Origin of the sequence: Bradyrhizobium sp. Ec3.3 (assembly GCF_000472925.1) — a bacterium.
Taxonomy (GTDB): domain Bacteria; phylum Pseudomonadota; class Alphaproteobacteria; order Rhizobiales; family Xanthobacteraceae; genus Bradyrhizobium.
Window position 1 is genome coordinate 126,048 of the sequence record NZ_AXAS01000015.1, and the last position, 16,659, is coordinate 142,706.

Sequence of the window (16,659 nt, forward strand, 5' to 3'; positions counted from 1 at the left end):
CGCCACAACTTCGAGATTCCGGGTTCGCCCGCGCAATGGCGCCGGCGCCGCGGAATGACAGCGTTATCGTTACGCGCCCCAATTCTCGGCAAGCCCGACAATTGGGCATTGGGCGACTTGAACGGGGGAAGCGAAAGGGATAACCACCCGTCTCAGTTTTCCCCTCCTTACGTGTCTAAAGGACAGGTTCACATGGCGCGCGACAAGATTGCTTTGATTGGCTCCGGTCAGATCGGCGGAACGTTGGCTCATCTCATCGGCCTGAAAGAACTCGGCGACGTGGTGATGTTCGACATCGCCGAGGGCGTGCCGCAGGGCAAGGCGCTCGACATCGCGCAGTCCTCGCCGGTCGACGGTTTTGACGCGCGCTATTCCGGCGCGAACTCCTACGATGCCCTCGACAACGCCAAGGTCTGCATCGTCACCGCTGGCGTGCCGCGCAAACCCGGCATGAGCCGCGACGACCTCCTCTCCATCAACCTCAAGGTCATGGAGCAGGTCGGTGCCGGCATCAAGAAATACGCCCCCGACGCCTTCGTCATCTGCATCACCAACCCGCTCGACGCGATGGTCTGGGCGCTGCAGAAGGCGAGCGGCCTGCCGCACAAGAAGGTCGTCGGCATGGCCGGCGTGCTGGATTCGGCGCGCTTCCGCTACTTCCTGGCCGATGAGTTCAACGTCTCGGTCGAGGACGTCACCGCCTTCGTGCTCGGCGGCCACGGCGACACCATGGTGCCGCTGGTGAAGTACTCCACCGTCGCCGGCATCCCGCTGCCCGACCTCGTCAAGATGGGCTGGACCTCGCAGGCGCGCCTCGACGAGATCGTCGACCGCACCCGCAACGGCGGCGCCGAGATCGTCAACCTGCTGAAGACCGGCTCGGCCTTCTATGCGCCGGCGGCGTCCGCGATCGCGATGGCCGAGAGCTATCTGAAGGACAAGAAGCGCGTGCTGCCTTGCGCTGCGTACCTGAACGGCGAATACGGCGTGAAGGACATGTATGTCGGCGTGCCCGTCGTTATCGGCTCGAAGGGCGTCGAGCGCGTGGTCGAGATCGAGCTCGCCGGCAAGGACCGCGAGGCTTTCGACAAGTCGGTCGGCGCGGTGTCCGGCCTGGTCGACGCCTGCAAGAAGATCGCGCCCGACCTTCTGGGCCGCTGATCGGGAAAAATCTCGCCGAGGATCGAACCCGATCCTCGGCGCTTTCATGTCCGGGACCCCGGTCGGGCGGGTTTCCGGGGCCGGCAGTCCAGATTCCAAAAGATTCCGGGTTGCAGTTGTTCTGGTATATGGTATGCCAGACCGAAATTAGAGGTGAACCCCCGAGGTCACCACGCGCGGGTTCAGGGAGCGACCAGATGAATATCCATGAGTACCAGGCCAAGGCGCTTTTGAATGAGTTCGGCGTGCCGATCTCCAAGGGCGTTCCGGTCCTGAAGGCGGCCGACGCGGAAGCGGCGGCAAAGGCTCTCCCGGGCCCGGTCTGGGTGGTGAAGAGCCAGATCCATGCCGGCGGCCGCGGCAAGGGCAAGTTCAAGGAAGCCAGTGCCGGCGACAAGGGCGGCGTCCGCATCGCCAAGTCGGCCACTGAAGTTGCCGAATTCGCCAAGCAGATGCTCGGCGCCACGCTCGTGACCGTGCAGACGGGACCTGCCGGCAAGCAGGTCAACCGCCTCTACATCGAGGACGGCTCCGACATCGACAAGGAGTTCTATCTCTCGATCCTGGTCGACCGCGAGACCTCGCGCGTGTCGTTCGTGGTGTCGACCGAAGGCGGCGTCAACATCGAGGACGTCGCGCACAACTCGCCCGAGAAGATCGTCACCTTCTCGGTTGATCCGGCGACCGGCATCATGGGCCATCACGGCCGCACCGTCGCCAAGGCGCTGAACCTGTCCGGCGATCTCGCCAAGCAGGCCGAAAAGCTCACCGCGCAGCTCTTTGCCGCCTTCGTCGCCAAGGACATGTCGATGCTGGAGATCAACCCGCTGGTCGTGACCAAGCAGGGCCAGCTCCGCGTGCTCGACGCCAAGGTCTCCTTCGACGACAACGCGCTGTTCCGTCACCCCGAAGTGCTCGCGCTGCGCGACGAGACCGAAGAGGACGCCAAGGAGATCGAGGCCTCGAAATACGATCTCAACTACGTCACCCTCGACGGCAATATCGGCTGCATGGTCAACGGCGCCGGCCTTGCCATGGCGACCATGGACATCATCAAGCTCTACGGCATGGCGCCGGCCAACTTCCTCGACGTCGGCGGCAGCGCCAGCAAGGAAAAGGTCGCCGCCGCTTTCAAGATCATCACCGCCGACCCGAACGTGAAGGGCATTCTGGTCAACATCTTCGGTGGTATCATGAAGTGTGACGTGATCGCCGAGGGTGTCACGGCTGCAGTGCGCGAAGTCGGCCTCAGCGTCCCGCTGGTGGTCCGCCTCGAAGGCACCAATGTCGAGCTCGGCAAGAAGATCATCCGTGAATCAGGCCTGAACGTCGTGCCGGCCGATAATCTCGATGACGCCGCGCAGAAGATCGTGAAGGCCGTCAAGGGAGGCTAGGCCATGCCCCAGGACCATCTCGCTCAATCATCTCCGCTGCTGGAGCACGCGCGTCTCGCCGCGTTCGCCGGTGAATGGAATGGCGAGGAGATGGTCTACCCGTCGCGCTGGAATCCCGGCGGGCCGGCGACTTCGCGCACGGTGGCGCGCATGGATCTCAACGGCTTCTATCTGATCCAGGACGTGGTCCAGATGCGCGACGGCAAGGAGATATTCGCCACCCACGGCATCTTCACGTACGACCGCGACGACCGGACCTACAAATTGTTCTGGTACGACTCGCTCGGCTACACGCCGCCCTCGCCCGCCTCCGGCGGCTGGGTCGGCAAGACCCTGACGCTGGTGCGCGGCTCGCTGCGCGGCAATGCGCGCCACATCTACGAGATCATCGACGACAATTCCTATTCGTTGAAGATCCAGTTCTCGCCGGACGCGGAAGGCTGGGCCGACGTGCTCACCGGCGTCTATCGTCGCATCCACTAAAGTTAGTTCGCGAAAGCAGACCTCATGTCCATCCTGATTGACAAGAACACCAAGGTCATCTGCCAGGGCTTTACCGGCAAGAACGGCACGTTCCATTCCGAGGCCGCGATTGCCTACGGCACCAAGATGGTCGGCGGCACCTCGCCGGGCAAAGGCGGCGCGACGCATCTGGGCCTGCCGGTGTTCGACACCGTGCGCGAGGCGCGTGAGAAGACCGGCGCCGACGCGTCGGTGATCTACGTGCCGCCCCCGGGCGCGGCGGACGCGATCTGCGAAGCGATCGATGCCGAAGTTCCGCTGATCGTCTGCATCACCGAGGGCATTCCGGTCATCGACATGGTCCGCGTCAAGCGCTCCCTGGCCGGCTCCAAGTCGCGCCTGATCGGGCCGAACTGCCCGGGCGTCATGACCGCCGGCGAGTGCAAGATCGGCATCATGCCCGCCAACATCTTCAAGACCGGCAGCGTCGGCATCGTCTCCCGCTCCGGCACCCTGACCTATGAAGCCGTGTTCCAGACCTCCCAGGAAGGGCTCGGCCAGACCACCGCGGTCGGCATCGGCGGCGACCCGGTCAAGGGAACCGAGTTCATCGACGTCCTGGAGATGCTGCTGGCCGACCCCAAGACCGAGTCGATCATCATGATCGGGGAGATCGGCGGTTCCGCCGAGGAGGACGCCGCCCAGTTCCTCAAGGACGAGGCCAAGCGCGGTCGCAAGAAGCCGATGGTCGGTTTCATCGCCGGTGTCACCGCACCTCCAGGCCGCCGCATGGGTCATGCCGGCGCGATCATCTCGGGCGGCAAGGGCGACGCCGGTTCCAAGACCGAAGCGATGAAATCGGCCGGTATTGTCGTCTCTCCGTCGCCCGCACGGCTCGGACATACCCTTGCCGAAAAGTTGAAAGCTTAATTCAGTTCTTGGTGCTTTTCCGGGCGAAAGTTCGCAACAGATAGGGTAAACGGTGCCTGATACGCCGATCCGCTGCCGGAGGATCGGGGTCAGCGCCGTTTTCATTTGCGCGAACCGAAATCGCTGGGAAATCAAGAATGTCTCGCCAGGACGCGAACGCAGCCTTTGCCCTCTCATCCTTTTTGCAGGGCACCAACGCCACCTACATCGACGAAATCTACGCCCGCTACGAGAAAGACCCCTCCTCGGTTGACGCCGAGTGGCAGGAGTTCTTCCAGAGCCTGAAGGACCAGCCGGCCGACGTCCGCAAGAACGCGGAAGGGCCGTCCTGGGCCCGGGACAACTGGCCGGTCACGCCCCAGGACGAGCTCACCTCGGCGCTCGACGGCAACTGGGCCCAGGTCGAGAAGGCGGTCGGCACCAAGATCGCCGCCAAGGCGCAGGCCAAGGGCGCCGATCTCTCCTCCGCCGACGTGCTCCAGGCCACCCGCGATTCGGTGCGCGCCCTGATGCTGATCCGCGCCTACCGCATGCGCGGCCATTTCCACGCCAAGCTCGATCCGCTCGGCATCGAGGCGCCGCGCAACCGCGAGGAGCTCGACCCCCGCACCTACGGCTTCAGCGAGGCCGACTTTGACCGCAAGATCTTCCTCGATCACGTGCTCGGCCTCGAATACGGCAACCTGCGCGAGATCGTGGCGATCTGCGAGCGCACCTACTGCCAGACGCTCGGCGTCGAGTTCATGCACATCAGCAACGCGGCGCAGAAGGCCTGGATCCAGGAGCGCATCGAAGGTCCTGACAAGGAGATCTCCTTCACCCCAGAAGGCCGCCGTGCCATCCTGACGAAGCTGGTCGAAGCCGAGGGCTTCGAAAAATTCTGCGACACCAAGTTCACCGGCACCAAGCGCTTCGGCCTCGACGGCGGTGAATCGCTGATCCCCGCGCTGGAGCAAATCATCAAGCGCGGCGGCAATCTCGGCGTGAAGGAAATCGTCGTGGGCATGCCGCATCGCGGCCGCCTCAACGTGCTGACCCAGGTGATGGGCAAGGCGCACCGCGCGCTGTTCCACGAATTCAAGGGTGGCTCGGCCAACCCCGACGCGGTCGAAGGCTCGGGCGACGTCAAATATCACCTCGGCGCCTCGTCGGATCGCGAGTTCGACAGCAACCGCATCCATCTGTCGCTGACCGCGAACCCCTCGCATTTGGAGATCGTCGATCCGGTGGTGCTCGGCAAGGTCCGCGCCAAGCAGGACCAGCATGGCGACCCACCGGACATGCGCATCTCGGTGCTGCCGCTCCTGATGCATGGCGACGCCGCGTTCGCCGGCCAGGGCGTGGTCGCGGAATGCTTCAGCCTTTCCGACCTGAAGGGCTACCGCACCGGCGGCTCGCTGCATTTCATCGTCAACAACCAGATCGGCTTCACCACCTATCCGCGCTATTCGCGCTCCTCGCCCTATCCGTCTGATGTGGCGAAGATGATCGACGCGCCGATCTTCCACGTCAACGGCGACGATCCGGAGGCCGTGGTGTTCGCCGCCAAGGTCGCGATCGAGTTCCGGCAGAAGTTCCACAAGCCGGTCGTCATCGACATGTGGTGCTATCGCCGCTACGGCCACAATGAGGGCGACGAGCCGGCATTCACCCAACCGGTGATGTACAAGCGCATCGCGGCACATCCGTCGGCGCTGACGCTCTACGCCAAGCGCCTGATCGCCGAGGGCGTGGTCACCGAAGGCGAGGTCGACAAGCTGAAGGCCGACTGGCGCGCGCGGCTCGATGCCGAGTTCGAGGCCGGCACCAGCTACAAGCCGAACAAGGCCGACTGGCTCGACGGCAAATGGGCCGGCTTCAAGATCGCCGACCAGGAAGAGGACGCCCGCCGCGGCGTCACCGGCGTCGATACCTCCATCCTCAAGGACATCGGCCGCAAGATCACCAAGGTGCCCGACGGTTTCCGCGTTCACCGCACCATCCAGCGCTTCCTCGACAACCGCGCCAAGGCGATCGACAACGGCGTCGGCATCGACTGGGCGACCGGCGAGGCGTTGGCGTTCTGCTCGCTGCTGGAGGAAGGTCGTTATGTCCGCCTGTCCGGCCAGGACTGCGAGCGCGGCACCTTCTCGCAGCGCCATTCGGTGCTGATCGACCAGGAAGACGAGAGCCGCTACACGCCGTTCAACCATCTCGGCGTTGAGCAGGGACACTACGAGGTTATCAACTCGCTGCTCTCGGAAGAGGCGGTGCTCGGCTTCGAATACGGCTACTCGCTGGCCGAGCCGAATGCGCTGGCGCTGTGGGAGGCACAGTTCGGCGACTTCGCCAACGGCGCGCAGGTGCTGTTCGACCAGTTCATCTCCTCGGGCGAGCGCAAATGGCTGCGCATGTCCGGTCTCGTCTGCCTGTTGCCGCATGGCTACGAGGGACAGGGACCGGAGCACTCCTCGGCGCGGCTCGAGCGCTACTTGCAGATGTGCGCCGAAGACAACATGCAGGTGGTCTATCCGACCACGCCGGCGAACTACTTCCACGTGCTGCGCCGCCAGCTCCATCGCGAGATCCGCAAGCCGCTGATCCTGATGACGCCGAAGTCGCTGCTGCGGCACAAGCGTGCGGTGTCGCGGCTCGACGAGCTCGCCAAGGGCACGACGTTCCACCGCATCCTCTATGATGACGCCCAGATGCTGCCGAGCGAGGCCACCAAGCTGGTGCCGGACGAGAAGATCCGCCGCATCGTGCTGTGCTCGGGCAAGGTCTATTACGACCTCTACGAGGAGCGCGAGAAGCGCGGCATCGACGACATCTACCTGATGCGCGTCGAGCAGCTCTATCCGGTGCCGCTGAAAGCGCTGGTCGCGGAGCTCGCGCGCTTCAAGAAGGCCGAGGTGATCTGGTGCCAGGAGGAGCCGCGCAACATGGGTGCGTGGCACTTCATCGAGCCCTATCTCGAATGGGTGCTCAACCAGGTGAACGGCGTAAGCCGGCGTCCGCGTTATGTCGGCCGCGCCGCCTCCGCCGCAACCGCGACCGGCCTGATGTCCAAGCACCAGGCGCAGCTCAAGGCGTTCCTGGACGAGGCTCTGAGCTAGATTTTTTGAACTGCGTCATGCCCCGCTTCGAGCGGGGCATCCAGTCCGCTGCGTCGTCCGTACGTGCGAGCGTCGCGGCAGGCTGGATCGTTTGTTTACGCTGGCGATGACAACCGAATTCATGACCGCACAAGCGATCTTTTAGGGAAAAGACCATGACTGAAATTCGTGTGCCGACGCTCGGCGAATCCGTCACCGAGGCCACCATCGGCCGCTGGTTCAAGAAGGCCGGCGATCCCGTCGCCGTCGACGAGCCCTTGGTGGAGCTCGAGACCGACAAGGTCACCATCGAAGTGCCGGCGCCCTCGGCCGGCACGCTCAGCGAGATCATCGCCGCTGACGGTGCGACGGTTGCAGTCGGCGCGCTGCTCGGACAGATCACGGATGGCGCCGGCGCCGCCAAGCCGGCTGCCGCTCCCGCCAGGCCTGCCGCCGCGCCGGCTTCGGCTCCTGCACCCGCCGCGCCCAAGGCGGCGCCCGCCGATGCGCCGCTCGCCCCGTCGGTGCGAAAGCTCTCGGCCGAGACCGGCATCGATGCCTCGACCGTTCCGGGCTCCGGCAAGGACGGCCGCGTCACCAAGGGCGACATGCTCGCCGCGATCGAGCGCGCCGCCTCCGCGCCGACCCCGGTCAACCAGCCGGCCGCGGCCGTGCAGGTGCGCAGCCCCTCGCCGGCCGACGATGCCGCGCGCGAGGAGCGCGTCAAGATGACCCGCCTGCGCCAGACCATCGCGCGGCGTCTCAAGGATGTACAGAACACGGCTGCGATGCTGACGACCTTCAACGAGGTCGACATGACCAACGTCATGGCGCTGCGCGCGCACTACAAGGACGTGTTCGAGAAGAAGCACGGCTCCAAGCTCGGCTTCATGGGCTTCTTCACCAAGGCGGTCGTGCAGGCGCTGAAGGACATCCCGGCGGTCAACGCCGAGATCGACGGCACCGACCTGATCTACAAGAACTACTACCACATCGGCGTCGCCGTCGGCACCGACAAGGGACTTGTCGTGCCCGTCGTCCGCGACTGCGATCAGAAGTCGATCGCCGACATCGAGAAGGGCATCGCCGATTTCGGCCGCCGTGCGCGCGACGGCCAGCTCAAGATCGAGGAGATGCAGGGCGGCACCTTCACCATCACCAATGGTGGCATCTACGGCTCGCTGATGTCGACGCCGATCCTGAACGCGCCACAGTCCGGCATCCTCGGCATGCACAAGATCCAGGAGCGGCCGATGGTGATCGGCGGCAAGGTCGAGGTCCGCCCGATGATGTATCTGGCGCTGTCCTACGATCACCGCGTGATCGACGGCAAGGAAGCCGTGACGTTCCTGGTCCGTGTCAAGGAGAGCCTGGAAGATCCGGCGCGGCTGGTCCTGGACCTCTGATACCCAAAGTCTTGAAAGCGCCGTCGCCTGCACGGGCGACGGCGTGCGCGCAAGGATGGAGGCGAGCATGACGGACAAGGTTGCGATCATCACCGGCGGCAGCCGCGGCATCGGCCGCGCCACCGCCCTCGCAGCGGCGGCGCGCGGTTTTCGCGTGGTCGTGGGCTATGCCAGCAACAAGAAGGCCGCCGACGAGGTCGTCGCCGCGATCGAAGCCAGGAACGGCAAGGCCATCGCGGTGAAGTGCGACGTCGCCGAGGAAAGCGATATCCTCGCGCTGTTCAAAGCGGCCGACAAGTTCGGTACCCTCGGCGCGCTCGTCAACAATGGCGGCATTGTCGGCAAGAGCGGCGTGCGCGTCGACGAGATGTCGGCCGAGCGCATCCAGCGCGTCATGGCGGTCAACGTCACCGGCTCCATCCTCTGCGCACGCGAGGCGGTGAAGCGGATGTCGACCAAGCACGGCGGCAAGGGCGGCGTGATCGTCAATCTGTCGTCCGTCGCCGCCAAGCTCGGCTCGCCCAACACCTATGTCGACTATGCCGCCTCCAAGGGCGCGATCGATTCCTTTACCATCGGCCTCGGCTACGAGGTCGCCGGCGAAGGCATTCGCGTCGCGGGCATCCGCCCGGGCCTGATCGACACCGAAATCCACGCCGCCGGCGGCGAGCCCGATCGCGCCCATCGTCTGGCCCATTTGGTGCCGATGAAGCGCGTCGGCACCGCCGAGGAAATCGCCAATGCCATCGTCTGGCTGATGTCGGACGATGCCTCCTACGTCACCTCAGCCATTCTCGATGTGTCCGGCGGACGCTGACACATCCTTTCACGCTAAACCTACGGGACTTCCTCTCATGGCTACCTACGATCTCGTCGTCATCGGCACCGGACCGGGCGGTTATGTCTGCGCGGTGCGCGCAAGCCAGCTCGGCATGAAAGTCGCCGTGGTGGAAAAGAACGCCAGCCTCGGCGGCACCTGCCTCAATGTCGGCTGCATGCCGTCGAAGGCGCTGCTGCACGCCTCCGAAATGTTCGAGGAAGCCGCGCACTCCTTCGCCAAGATGGGCGTCTCGATCTCGGCGCCGAAACTCGATCTGCCCGCGATGATGAACTTCAAGCAGCAGGGCATCGATGGCAACGTCAAGGGCGTCGAGTTCCTGATGAAGAAGAACAAGATCGACGTGCTCAAGGGCAGCGGCAAGATTCTGGGCACCGGCAAGGTCGAGGTCTCCGCGGACGGCAAGTCGCAAGTCATCGAGACCAAGAACATCGTGATCGCCACCGGCTCGGACATCGCACGGCTGAAGGGCATCGAGATCGACGAGAAGCGCATCGTGTCGTCGACCGGCGCGCTCTCGCTGGAGAAGGCGCCGGGCAGGTTGCTGGTCATCGGTGCCGGCGTGATCGGGCTTGAGCTTGGCTCGGTGTGGCGCAGGCTCGGGTCCGAGGTCATGGTCGTCGAATTCCTCGATCGTATCCTGCCGGGCATGGACGGCGAAGTCGCACGGCAATTTCAACGCATCCTGGAAAAGCAGGGATTCGCGTTCAAGCTGGGCTCGAAGGTCACCGGCGTCGAATCGAACGGCAAGGCACTGCTCGCAAAGATCGAGCCGGCCGCCGGCGGTGCGGCTGAGACCATCGAGGCTGACGTCGTGCTGGTCTGCATCGGCCGCGTGCCCTACACCGATGGTCTCGGGCTGAAGGAGGCCGGCGTTGCGCTGGACAATCGCGGCCGTGTGCAGATCGATGCCCACTTCGCGACCACCCTGAAGGGCGTCTATGCCATCGGCGATGTCGTCGCTGGCCCGATGCTCGCGCACAAGGCCGAAGACGAGGGCGTCGCCGTGGCGGAAATTCTCGCCGGCCAGGCCGGTCACGTGAACTACGACGTGATCCCAGGTGTGGTGTATACCACGCCGGAAGTGTCTTCCGTCGGCAAGACCGAGGAAGAGCTGAAGCAGGCGGGCGTGGCCTACACCGTCGGGAAGTTTCCCTTTACCGCCAACGGCCGCTCCAAGGTCAACCAGACCACTGACGGCTTTGTGAAAATTCTCGCAGATGCGAAGACCGATCGTGTGCTAGGCGTGCACATTGTCGGCCGTGAAGCCGGCGAAATGATCCACGAGGCGTGTGTGCTGATGGAGTTTGGGGGCAGCGCGGAAGATCTCGCCCGCACCTGCCATGCGCATCCGACCCGCTCGGAGGCCGTCAAGGAGGCCGCGCTTGCAGTCGGCAAGCGGGCCATCCATATGTAGGCGACGCGCCGAGCCGAATCGGGCGGGAAACACATGCTGCGCCGCCTTCTTCAACCGGTCTGGGTCCTGCTGGCGATCATCTTTTTGATCGAAGCCTGGCTGTGGGACCATCTCGAGCCGATCGTGGCGCGTGTCGTTGCCGCGATCCCGCTCGCGCAGTTCAAGCAATGGCTGACCGAACGCGTCGATGCGCTGTCGCCGGCGATGACGCTGATCGTCTTCGTCGTGCCGATCATCCCGCTGTTTCCGCTCAAGCTGGTCGGGCTCTGGCTGCTCACCCACGAATACTGGATGAGCGCGGTGTTCACGATCCTGTTCGCCAAACTGCTCGGCGTCGGCGTCACCGCCTTCGTGTTCGACGTGACGCGCGACAAGCTGCTGGAGATGGCGTGGTTCGAGCGGCTCTATGATTTCGTGATGATGATCCGCGCCAAATCGACGGCGCTGGTCGAGCCGATCAAGCTGCGCATCAAGAATGCCCTTACCGGCAATGGCGAGGGATGGTCCTCCCGGGCACTCCGTCTGATCCAGCGCTTCCGCAAGAGCGTGCACGAGGCACGGTAGTTGCTGCGATGATCGCAGCGTCGAGCCAGGACTCGCGCCAATTCTTCAGTGTCGTCCCGGCGAAGGCCGGGACCCATAACCCCAGGGAGAAGTTTGGCGAAGATTCGTCGCCCGGTACTCCTGCCACCCGCAATCGATAAATCACGCGGTATGGGTCCCGGCCTTCGCCGGGACGACGATGGAGCAAGGTGCGACAACGCTACCCGTGCAGATGCAGCAGATGCGGCCACCACAGGCCAAGTGCGGTCATCACCATGCCGGCGAGCGTCAGGAGGCCGCCGACATAGGCGAGCGCAATGATGCCGGTGATGATGGTGGCCGAAGCCAGCACGATGCCGATCTGGAAGGCGGCCGAGGCCAGCTCGAAGTGATGGTATTTTGCGGTCGCCTCGTCGCGCTCGTGCTCGGCATGTTTTGCTTTTTCGGCGAGCTGTTCGGTGCCCTCGCCGGTCTCCGGCTCGGAACGATAACGCGCCGCGGTCTTCTGCCAGTCCTCGATCTGCTTCTGGATGGCCGCCTTGATGGCGTCGTCGGCGGCCGAGCCCAGCGTGAGCTTGCCCTGCTCGGCTGCGGTCTGCACCACGGTGCGGCGGACGCTCTTGGCCTGGAAGAACGCCCAGAGATTGGCGGCCTCGACGTTCTTGCTGATCGCCTCGGTCTGCGCACCCTTGCCGAGCGTCTCCGAGATCGCAAGGAACAGCGCCAGCACCGCGATCAGAAGGGCGATCTTCTTGTTCTCGCCGGATGCGTGCTCGGCATGCTCCGCGTGCTCCATGCTTTCGTGTGCGCTCATAATATCCCTCCTGCCTCGGTTCCCCACGATTGACCGAACCGCGGGCGCCGCGCAAGAGGCAAGCAAGTTGTGACGTCAGTGTGTCAGCGTCGCGGATGCGCGCTGGCGTAGACTTCGAGCAGCCGTTCGGAATCGATGCCGGTATAGACCTGCGTGGTCGACAGCGAGGAATGGCCGAGCAATTCCTGGATCGCGCGCAGGTCGCCGCCGCGCGACAGAAGATGCGTGGCAAAGGAATGCCGCAGCGCGTGCGGCGTGGCGCTGTCGGGCAGGCCAAGTGCGCCGCGCAGCCGCTCCATCGCGAGCTGGATGATGCGCGGGCTCAAGGGACCGCCGCGCGCGCCGACGAAGACCGGGCCTTCGGCCAGCAACGGATGCGGGCACATCGCGACATATTCGGCGACCAGTGCCAGCACGTTTTGCAGCACCGGCACCATGCGCGTCTTGTTGCCCTTGCCGGTGACGACGAGCACGTCGCCTTCACCGGGGCGCGGCACGTCGCGCCGCTTTAGTCCCAAGGCTTCCGAGATGCGCAGGCCCGAGCCGTAGAGCAGGGCCATCACGGCGGCGTCGCGCACCAGGATCCAGGTCTCGCGCTCTTCGCCGGCGCGCTCGTCGGCGTCGGCGAGGCGCTTGGCGGATGCCATCGGCAGCGGCTTTGGCAGGCTCTTGGCCACCTTTGGGGCGCGAATGGCAGAGAGCGCGCCGACCTTGCCCTTGCCCTCGCGCTCAAGGAAGCGGCCGAACGAGCGCAGGCCCGCAAGTGCGCGCATCAAGGAGCGGCCGGCGACGTCGTCGGCGCGGCGCATCGCCATGAAGGCTCTGATGTCGCTGGCCTCGAGCGCGGCGAAGCGCTTGAGCGTCACGCGCTCGCCCCAATGGGTGCAGAGGAAATCCAGGCACTGCCTAAGGTCGCGGGCATAGGCTTCCAGCGTCTTCGGCGACAGCCGCCGCTCGGCGCCGAGATGCGACAGCCAGCGCATCATCTCCTGCGCGATCGACGGATCGGCGCTGGCGAGCTCGATTGGTGGGGCGGCCGCTTTGCTCATGCGCTCTGGACGTGGTGATTCCGCACAGTATATCGCATCACACTCGTTTATCGTTCGCTAAGGCCGCCGCGCGCGGCTAGCCTTGAGGCCCCGGGTTCCGATTCTCCGTCCAAGACTATTCATGGATCATTCGTCGCGCAGCCACACTGCCCCCGCCATTTCGACCCGCATGGTCGACGTGCTGGTGCCGGTCGCGCTCGACCAGACCTATTCCTACCGCGTGCCGCGCGGCATGGAATTGAAGGCGGGCGATCTCCTCAGTGTGCCGCTCGGCCCGCGCGAGGTGCTGGCGGTGGTGTGGGCAGAGAACGCCAATCCGGATCCTCGCCTGCACAACCGTCTAAAGGACGTCAGCGAGAAACTCGACGTCCCGCCGCTGAAGGGCGAGCTGCGCGCGCTGGTCGACTGGGTCGCCAACTACACGCTCGGCCCGCGCGGCATGGTTTTGCGCATGTGCCTGCGCATGGGCGAAAATCTCGGGCCCGAGCGGATGCGCGCCGGCGTGCGGCTGGTCGGCGATCCGCCAAGGCGGCTGACGCCGGCGCGGCGGCGGGTGATCGAGATGCTGTCGGATCGCCTGCTGCACGGCAAGTCCGATGTCGTGAAGGAGGCGGGCGTTTCGGCCGGGGTGATCGATGGTCTCGTCGACGAAGGCACGTTGACGGTCGAGCCGTTGCCGCCGCCGCCACCACCGCCGGCGCCCGACCCCGCCTACGGCCAGCCGGAATTCACGCATCTGCAACGCACTGCGGTCGATGCGATGCGCGCGCTTGCGGCCAACGGCACCTTTCATGTCGCCCTGCTCGACGGCGTCACCGGCTCGGGCAAGACCGAGGTTTATTTCGAGGCGGTCGCCGAGACTATCCGCCGCGGCAAGCAGTCGCTGATCCTGATGCCGGAGATCGCGCTTACCGGCCAGTTCCTCGACCGCTTCGCGCAACGTTTTGGCGTGCGGCCGCTGGAATGGCATTCGGAGCTCACCCCGCGCACCCGCGCGCGCAACTGGGCGGCGATCTCGGAAGGGAGCGCGCCGGTCGTGGTCGGCGCCCGCTCGGCGCTGTTTCTGCCCTACGCCGATCTGGGCCTCATCGTCGTCGATGAAGAGCACGACCAGGCCTACAAGCAGGATGACGGCGTGCATTATCACGCCCGCGACATGGCGGTGGTGCGGGCGCATATCGCAAAAATTCCGATCGTGCTGGCCTCTGCGACGCCGTCGGTCGAATCAGAGGTCAATGCGCGCAAGGGACGCTATCAGCGCATCGCGCTGCCCTCGCGCTTCGGCGGCCAGCACATGCCGCATATCGAGGCGATCGACCTGCGCCGCGAGCAGCCGGCGCGCGGCCGCTTCATCTCGCCGCGACTTGCGGGCGAAATCCGGACCGCGATCGAGCGGCGCGAGCAGGCGCTGTTGTTCCTCAATCGCCGCGGCTACGCGCCGCTGACATTGTGTCGCGCCTGCGGCCATCGCTTCGCCTGCACCATCTGCGATGCCTGGTTGGTCGATCACAGGTTCCGCCAGCGGCTGGTCTGCCATCACTGTGGTTTCTCGATGCCGCGGCCGAACGTCTGCCCGCATTGCGCGGCGGAGGAGTCGCTGGTCGCGGTCGGGCCCGGCGTCGAGCGTTTGCAGGAGGAGGCGGCCGCGCTGTTTCCGCAAGCCCGCGCCATGGTGCTGTCGAGCGATCTCATCACCTCGATCGAGACGATGCGCTCGGAGTTGAATGACATTGCCGAGGGCCGCGTCGATATCATCATCGGCACCCAGCTCGTCGCCAAGGGTCACAATTTTCCGCGGCTCAATCTGGTCGGTGTGGTCGATGCGGACCTCGGCCTTTCCAACGGCGATCCGCGCGCTGCCGAGCGCACCTGGCAGCTGCTCAACCAGGTGATCGGCCGTGCCGGCCGCGAGCAGGGCCGCGGTGTCGGCTATCTCCAGACCCATCAGCCCGAGCATCCCGTGATGAAGGCGCTGATCGCCTGCGATCGCGAAGCCTTCTACAACAGCGAGATCGATCTGCGTGAGCGCACGCTCTATCCGCCGTTCGGGCGGCTTGCGGGCCTCATTATTTCCGCCGGCGATCGCCCGAGTGCGGAAGGATTTGCGCGCCGGCTCGTTGCGGTGGCGCCGCGCGACGAGCGCGTGAAGGTGCTCGGACCGGCGGAAGCGCCGCTCGCCGTGATCAAGGGCCGTTATCGTTTCCGCATCCTGGTGAAGTCCGCGCGCGGCTTCGATCTCTCGGACTATTTGCGCAACTGGCTCGCCGTGGCGCCGAAGCCGAAGGGCAATCTCAAGCTCGAGACCGACGTCGATCCGCAGAGCTTTTTGTAGAGAGCGCGACAAGTCTATCCACGTCATTGCGAGCGAGGCGAAGCAATCCAGACTCCCTCCGCGAGGGGCAGTCTGGATTGCTTCGTCGCTGCGCTCCTCGCAATGACGAGAGCACGAAAAAGCCCGCCGTCCCCCAAGACGGCGGGCTTGTTTCGAGCGCAGCAAATCTCACAAGGTCCGTTGCGGACGATGAAACTGCCGGGCTCGTTATGAGATGCGCGTCGAACGACGCGTCAGGAGACGACCTCGGCGGTCACGCGGCCGACGCCGGCGCCGGTCAGGCCGATGGCGCGGGCAGCGCCGGTGGAGAGGTCGAGGACACGGCCGCGAACGAACGGGCCACGATCATTGATGGTGACGATGACGCTCTGGCCGCCATGGGTCACGCGCAGCTTGGTGCCGAACGGCAGCGAACGATGCGCCGCGGTCATGGCGTTCTGGTTGAAGCGTGCGCCCGACGCCGTGCGGCTGCCGGACTCATTGCCGTAATAGGAGGCCATGCCGGAGAAGCTGTGGCCGGAACCCGAGGAGGGCGTCACGGAGGCGTTGGCGTTCATCCAGGAACCCGCAATCGACGTGTCGCTGGTGCTGGCCTCGTGATGATGATGATGCCGGTAATGGTGATGCCGGGATTTGGCGGAAGCTTCGGTGGCAGTTCCACCGATGACGAGAGTGGCAGCGACGAAAGCGATCGCCGTCTGCGGCCGGGTTGCAAACCCCAATGTCTTCAATGACAACATTTATTTGTCCCTACGCTAGTATTGCCACATGTGTGGCTAGTGGAGCCCCCATCGGTTTGTGAGCAAGTGCGCGTTTCACGCTGCAATGCGGCATGAATTGGGCAGTAATTTCGTCATGTGTCCGACTGAGACATCTTGTTATCCGATCCGATATTTGTCGGATGTTTTGTTATCTCTCGCGTTAACGATTCTTTAACCAAACGAATACTCGCTAATACTGTAAAACCAAGTCATCGGCCGGCGCGTTGAGAATTTGATAAGTAATTGACCAAGTGAAGCGGCGGTGGTCGGGCTCACGTCTCTGCGAGCTGTGTTCATGGCCGCTATGCGCTGAAAGCAGGAACGAATTCCTGTCGGGCCGACCGGTCGACACTTTTTGGGTGGTGCCGGAAAGTGGCGCGGTGCCGCGTGGCCCGCAGTGCCCATGACCGCAGCAGGGACGGAGAGCCGCAGCCTTTAATTTGGCGTCATGTTGCACCTGCGCGCCTGCTATGTTAGC

General features: G+C 64.7%; 13 protein-coding genes. 10 read left to right on the top strand and 3 right to left on the bottom strand.

What is annotated here, in order from left to right:
* Nucleotides 1-192: 192 nt before the first annotated feature.
* The 9 genes from mdh to YUU_RS0117460 all read left to right on the top strand — a co-directional run bounded on the left by mdh (nucleotide 193) and on the right by YUU_RS0117460 (nucleotide 11,246).
* Nucleotides 193-1,161, top strand: coding sequence for a malate dehydrogenase (gene mdh, locus YUU_RS0117420; RefSeq protein ID WP_027523545.1), 969 nt, complete (start codon nucleotides 193-195; stop codon nucleotides 1,159-1,161).
* 197 nt (nucleotides 1,162-1,358) lie between these two features.
* A complete protein-coding gene (gene sucC, locus YUU_RS0117425; RefSeq protein WP_027523546.1) occupies nucleotides 1,359-2,555 on the top strand; it encodes an ADP-forming succinate--CoA ligase subunit beta in 1,197 nt (398 codons plus the stop codon).
* 3 nt (nucleotides 2,556-2,558) lie between these two features.
* Nucleotides 2,559-3,038: a DUF1579 family protein gene (locus tag YUU_RS0117430; RefSeq protein WP_027523547.1), complete on the top strand. Its 480-nt coding sequence runs from the start codon at nucleotides 2,559-2,561 to the stop codon at nucleotides 3,036-3,038.
* A 24-nt stretch (nucleotides 3,039-3,062) separates the two neighbouring features.
* Nucleotides 3,063-3,947: a succinate--CoA ligase subunit alpha gene (sucD, locus tag YUU_RS0117435; protein ID WP_027523548.1), complete on the top strand. Its 885-nt coding sequence runs from the start codon at nucleotides 3,063-3,065 to the stop codon at nucleotides 3,945-3,947.
* 137 nt (nucleotides 3,948-4,084) lie between these two features.
* Entirely contained in the window at nucleotides 4,085-7,042 is a 2,958-nt protein-coding gene (locus YUU_RS0117440; protein WP_027523549.1) for a 2-oxoglutarate dehydrogenase E1 component, read from the top strand.
* 155 nt (nucleotides 7,043-7,197) lie between these two features.
* Nucleotides 7,198-8,427 carry a 2-oxoglutarate dehydrogenase complex dihydrolipoyllysine-residue succinyltransferase gene (odhB, locus tag YUU_RS0117445; protein ID WP_027523550.1) on the top strand — a complete coding sequence of 410 codons (1,230 nt, stop codon included), beginning with the start codon at nucleotides 7,198-7,200 and terminating at the stop codon, nucleotides 8,425-8,427.
* Nucleotides 8,428-8,494: 67 nt separating this feature from the next.
* Nucleotides 8,495-9,244 (top strand): SDR family oxidoreductase, encoded by a 750-nt coding sequence (locus YUU_RS0117450; protein ID WP_027523551.1) that lies wholly within the window; start codon nucleotides 8,495-8,497, stop codon nucleotides 9,242-9,244.
* Nucleotides 9,245-9,281: 37 nt separating this feature from the next.
* Nucleotides 9,282-10,682, top strand: a complete 1,401-nt coding sequence (lpdA, locus tag YUU_RS0117455; protein WP_027523552.1) for a dihydrolipoyl dehydrogenase — start codon at nucleotides 9,282-9,284, stop codon at nucleotides 10,680-10,682.
* Between the two features lie 33 nt (nucleotides 10,683-10,715).
* Nucleotides 10,716-11,246, top strand: coding sequence for a hypothetical protein (locus tag YUU_RS0117460; RefSeq protein WP_027523553.1), 531 nt, complete (start codon nucleotides 10,716-10,718; stop codon nucleotides 11,244-11,246).
* 199 nt (nucleotides 11,247-11,445) lie between these two features.
* Here YUU_RS0117460 and YUU_RS0117465 read toward each other — a convergent pair whose 3' ends face one another.
* Both YUU_RS0117465 and YUU_RS0117470 read right to left on the bottom strand, forming a co-directional pair.
* Nucleotides 11,446-12,039 (bottom strand): DUF4337 domain-containing protein, encoded by a 594-nt coding sequence (locus tag YUU_RS0117465; RefSeq protein ID WP_027523554.1) that lies wholly within the window; start codon nucleotides 12,037-12,039, stop codon nucleotides 11,446-11,448.
* A gap of 83 nt (nucleotides 12,040-12,122) precedes the next feature.
* Nucleotides 12,123-13,088 (bottom strand): tyrosine recombinase XerC, encoded by a 966-nt coding sequence (locus YUU_RS0117470; protein WP_027523555.1) that lies wholly within the window; start codon nucleotides 13,086-13,088, stop codon nucleotides 12,123-12,125.
* A 121-nt stretch (nucleotides 13,089-13,209) separates the two neighbouring features.
* Here YUU_RS0117470 and YUU_RS0117475 point away from each other — a divergent pair, with 121 nt between their 5' ends.
* A complete protein-coding gene (locus YUU_RS0117475) occupies nucleotides 13,210-15,420 on the top strand; it encodes a primosomal protein N' (RefSeq protein WP_027523556.1) in 2,211 nt (736 codons plus the stop codon).
* Nucleotides 15,421-15,653: 233 nt separating this feature from the next.
* Here YUU_RS0117475 and YUU_RS0117480 read toward each other — a convergent pair whose 3' ends face one another.
* Nucleotides 15,654-16,160, bottom strand: a complete 507-nt coding sequence (locus YUU_RS0117480) for a septal ring lytic transglycosylase RlpA family protein (RefSeq protein WP_027523557.1) — start codon at nucleotides 16,158-16,160, stop codon at nucleotides 15,654-15,656.
* Between the last annotated feature and the right edge of the window lie 499 nt (nucleotides 16,161-16,659).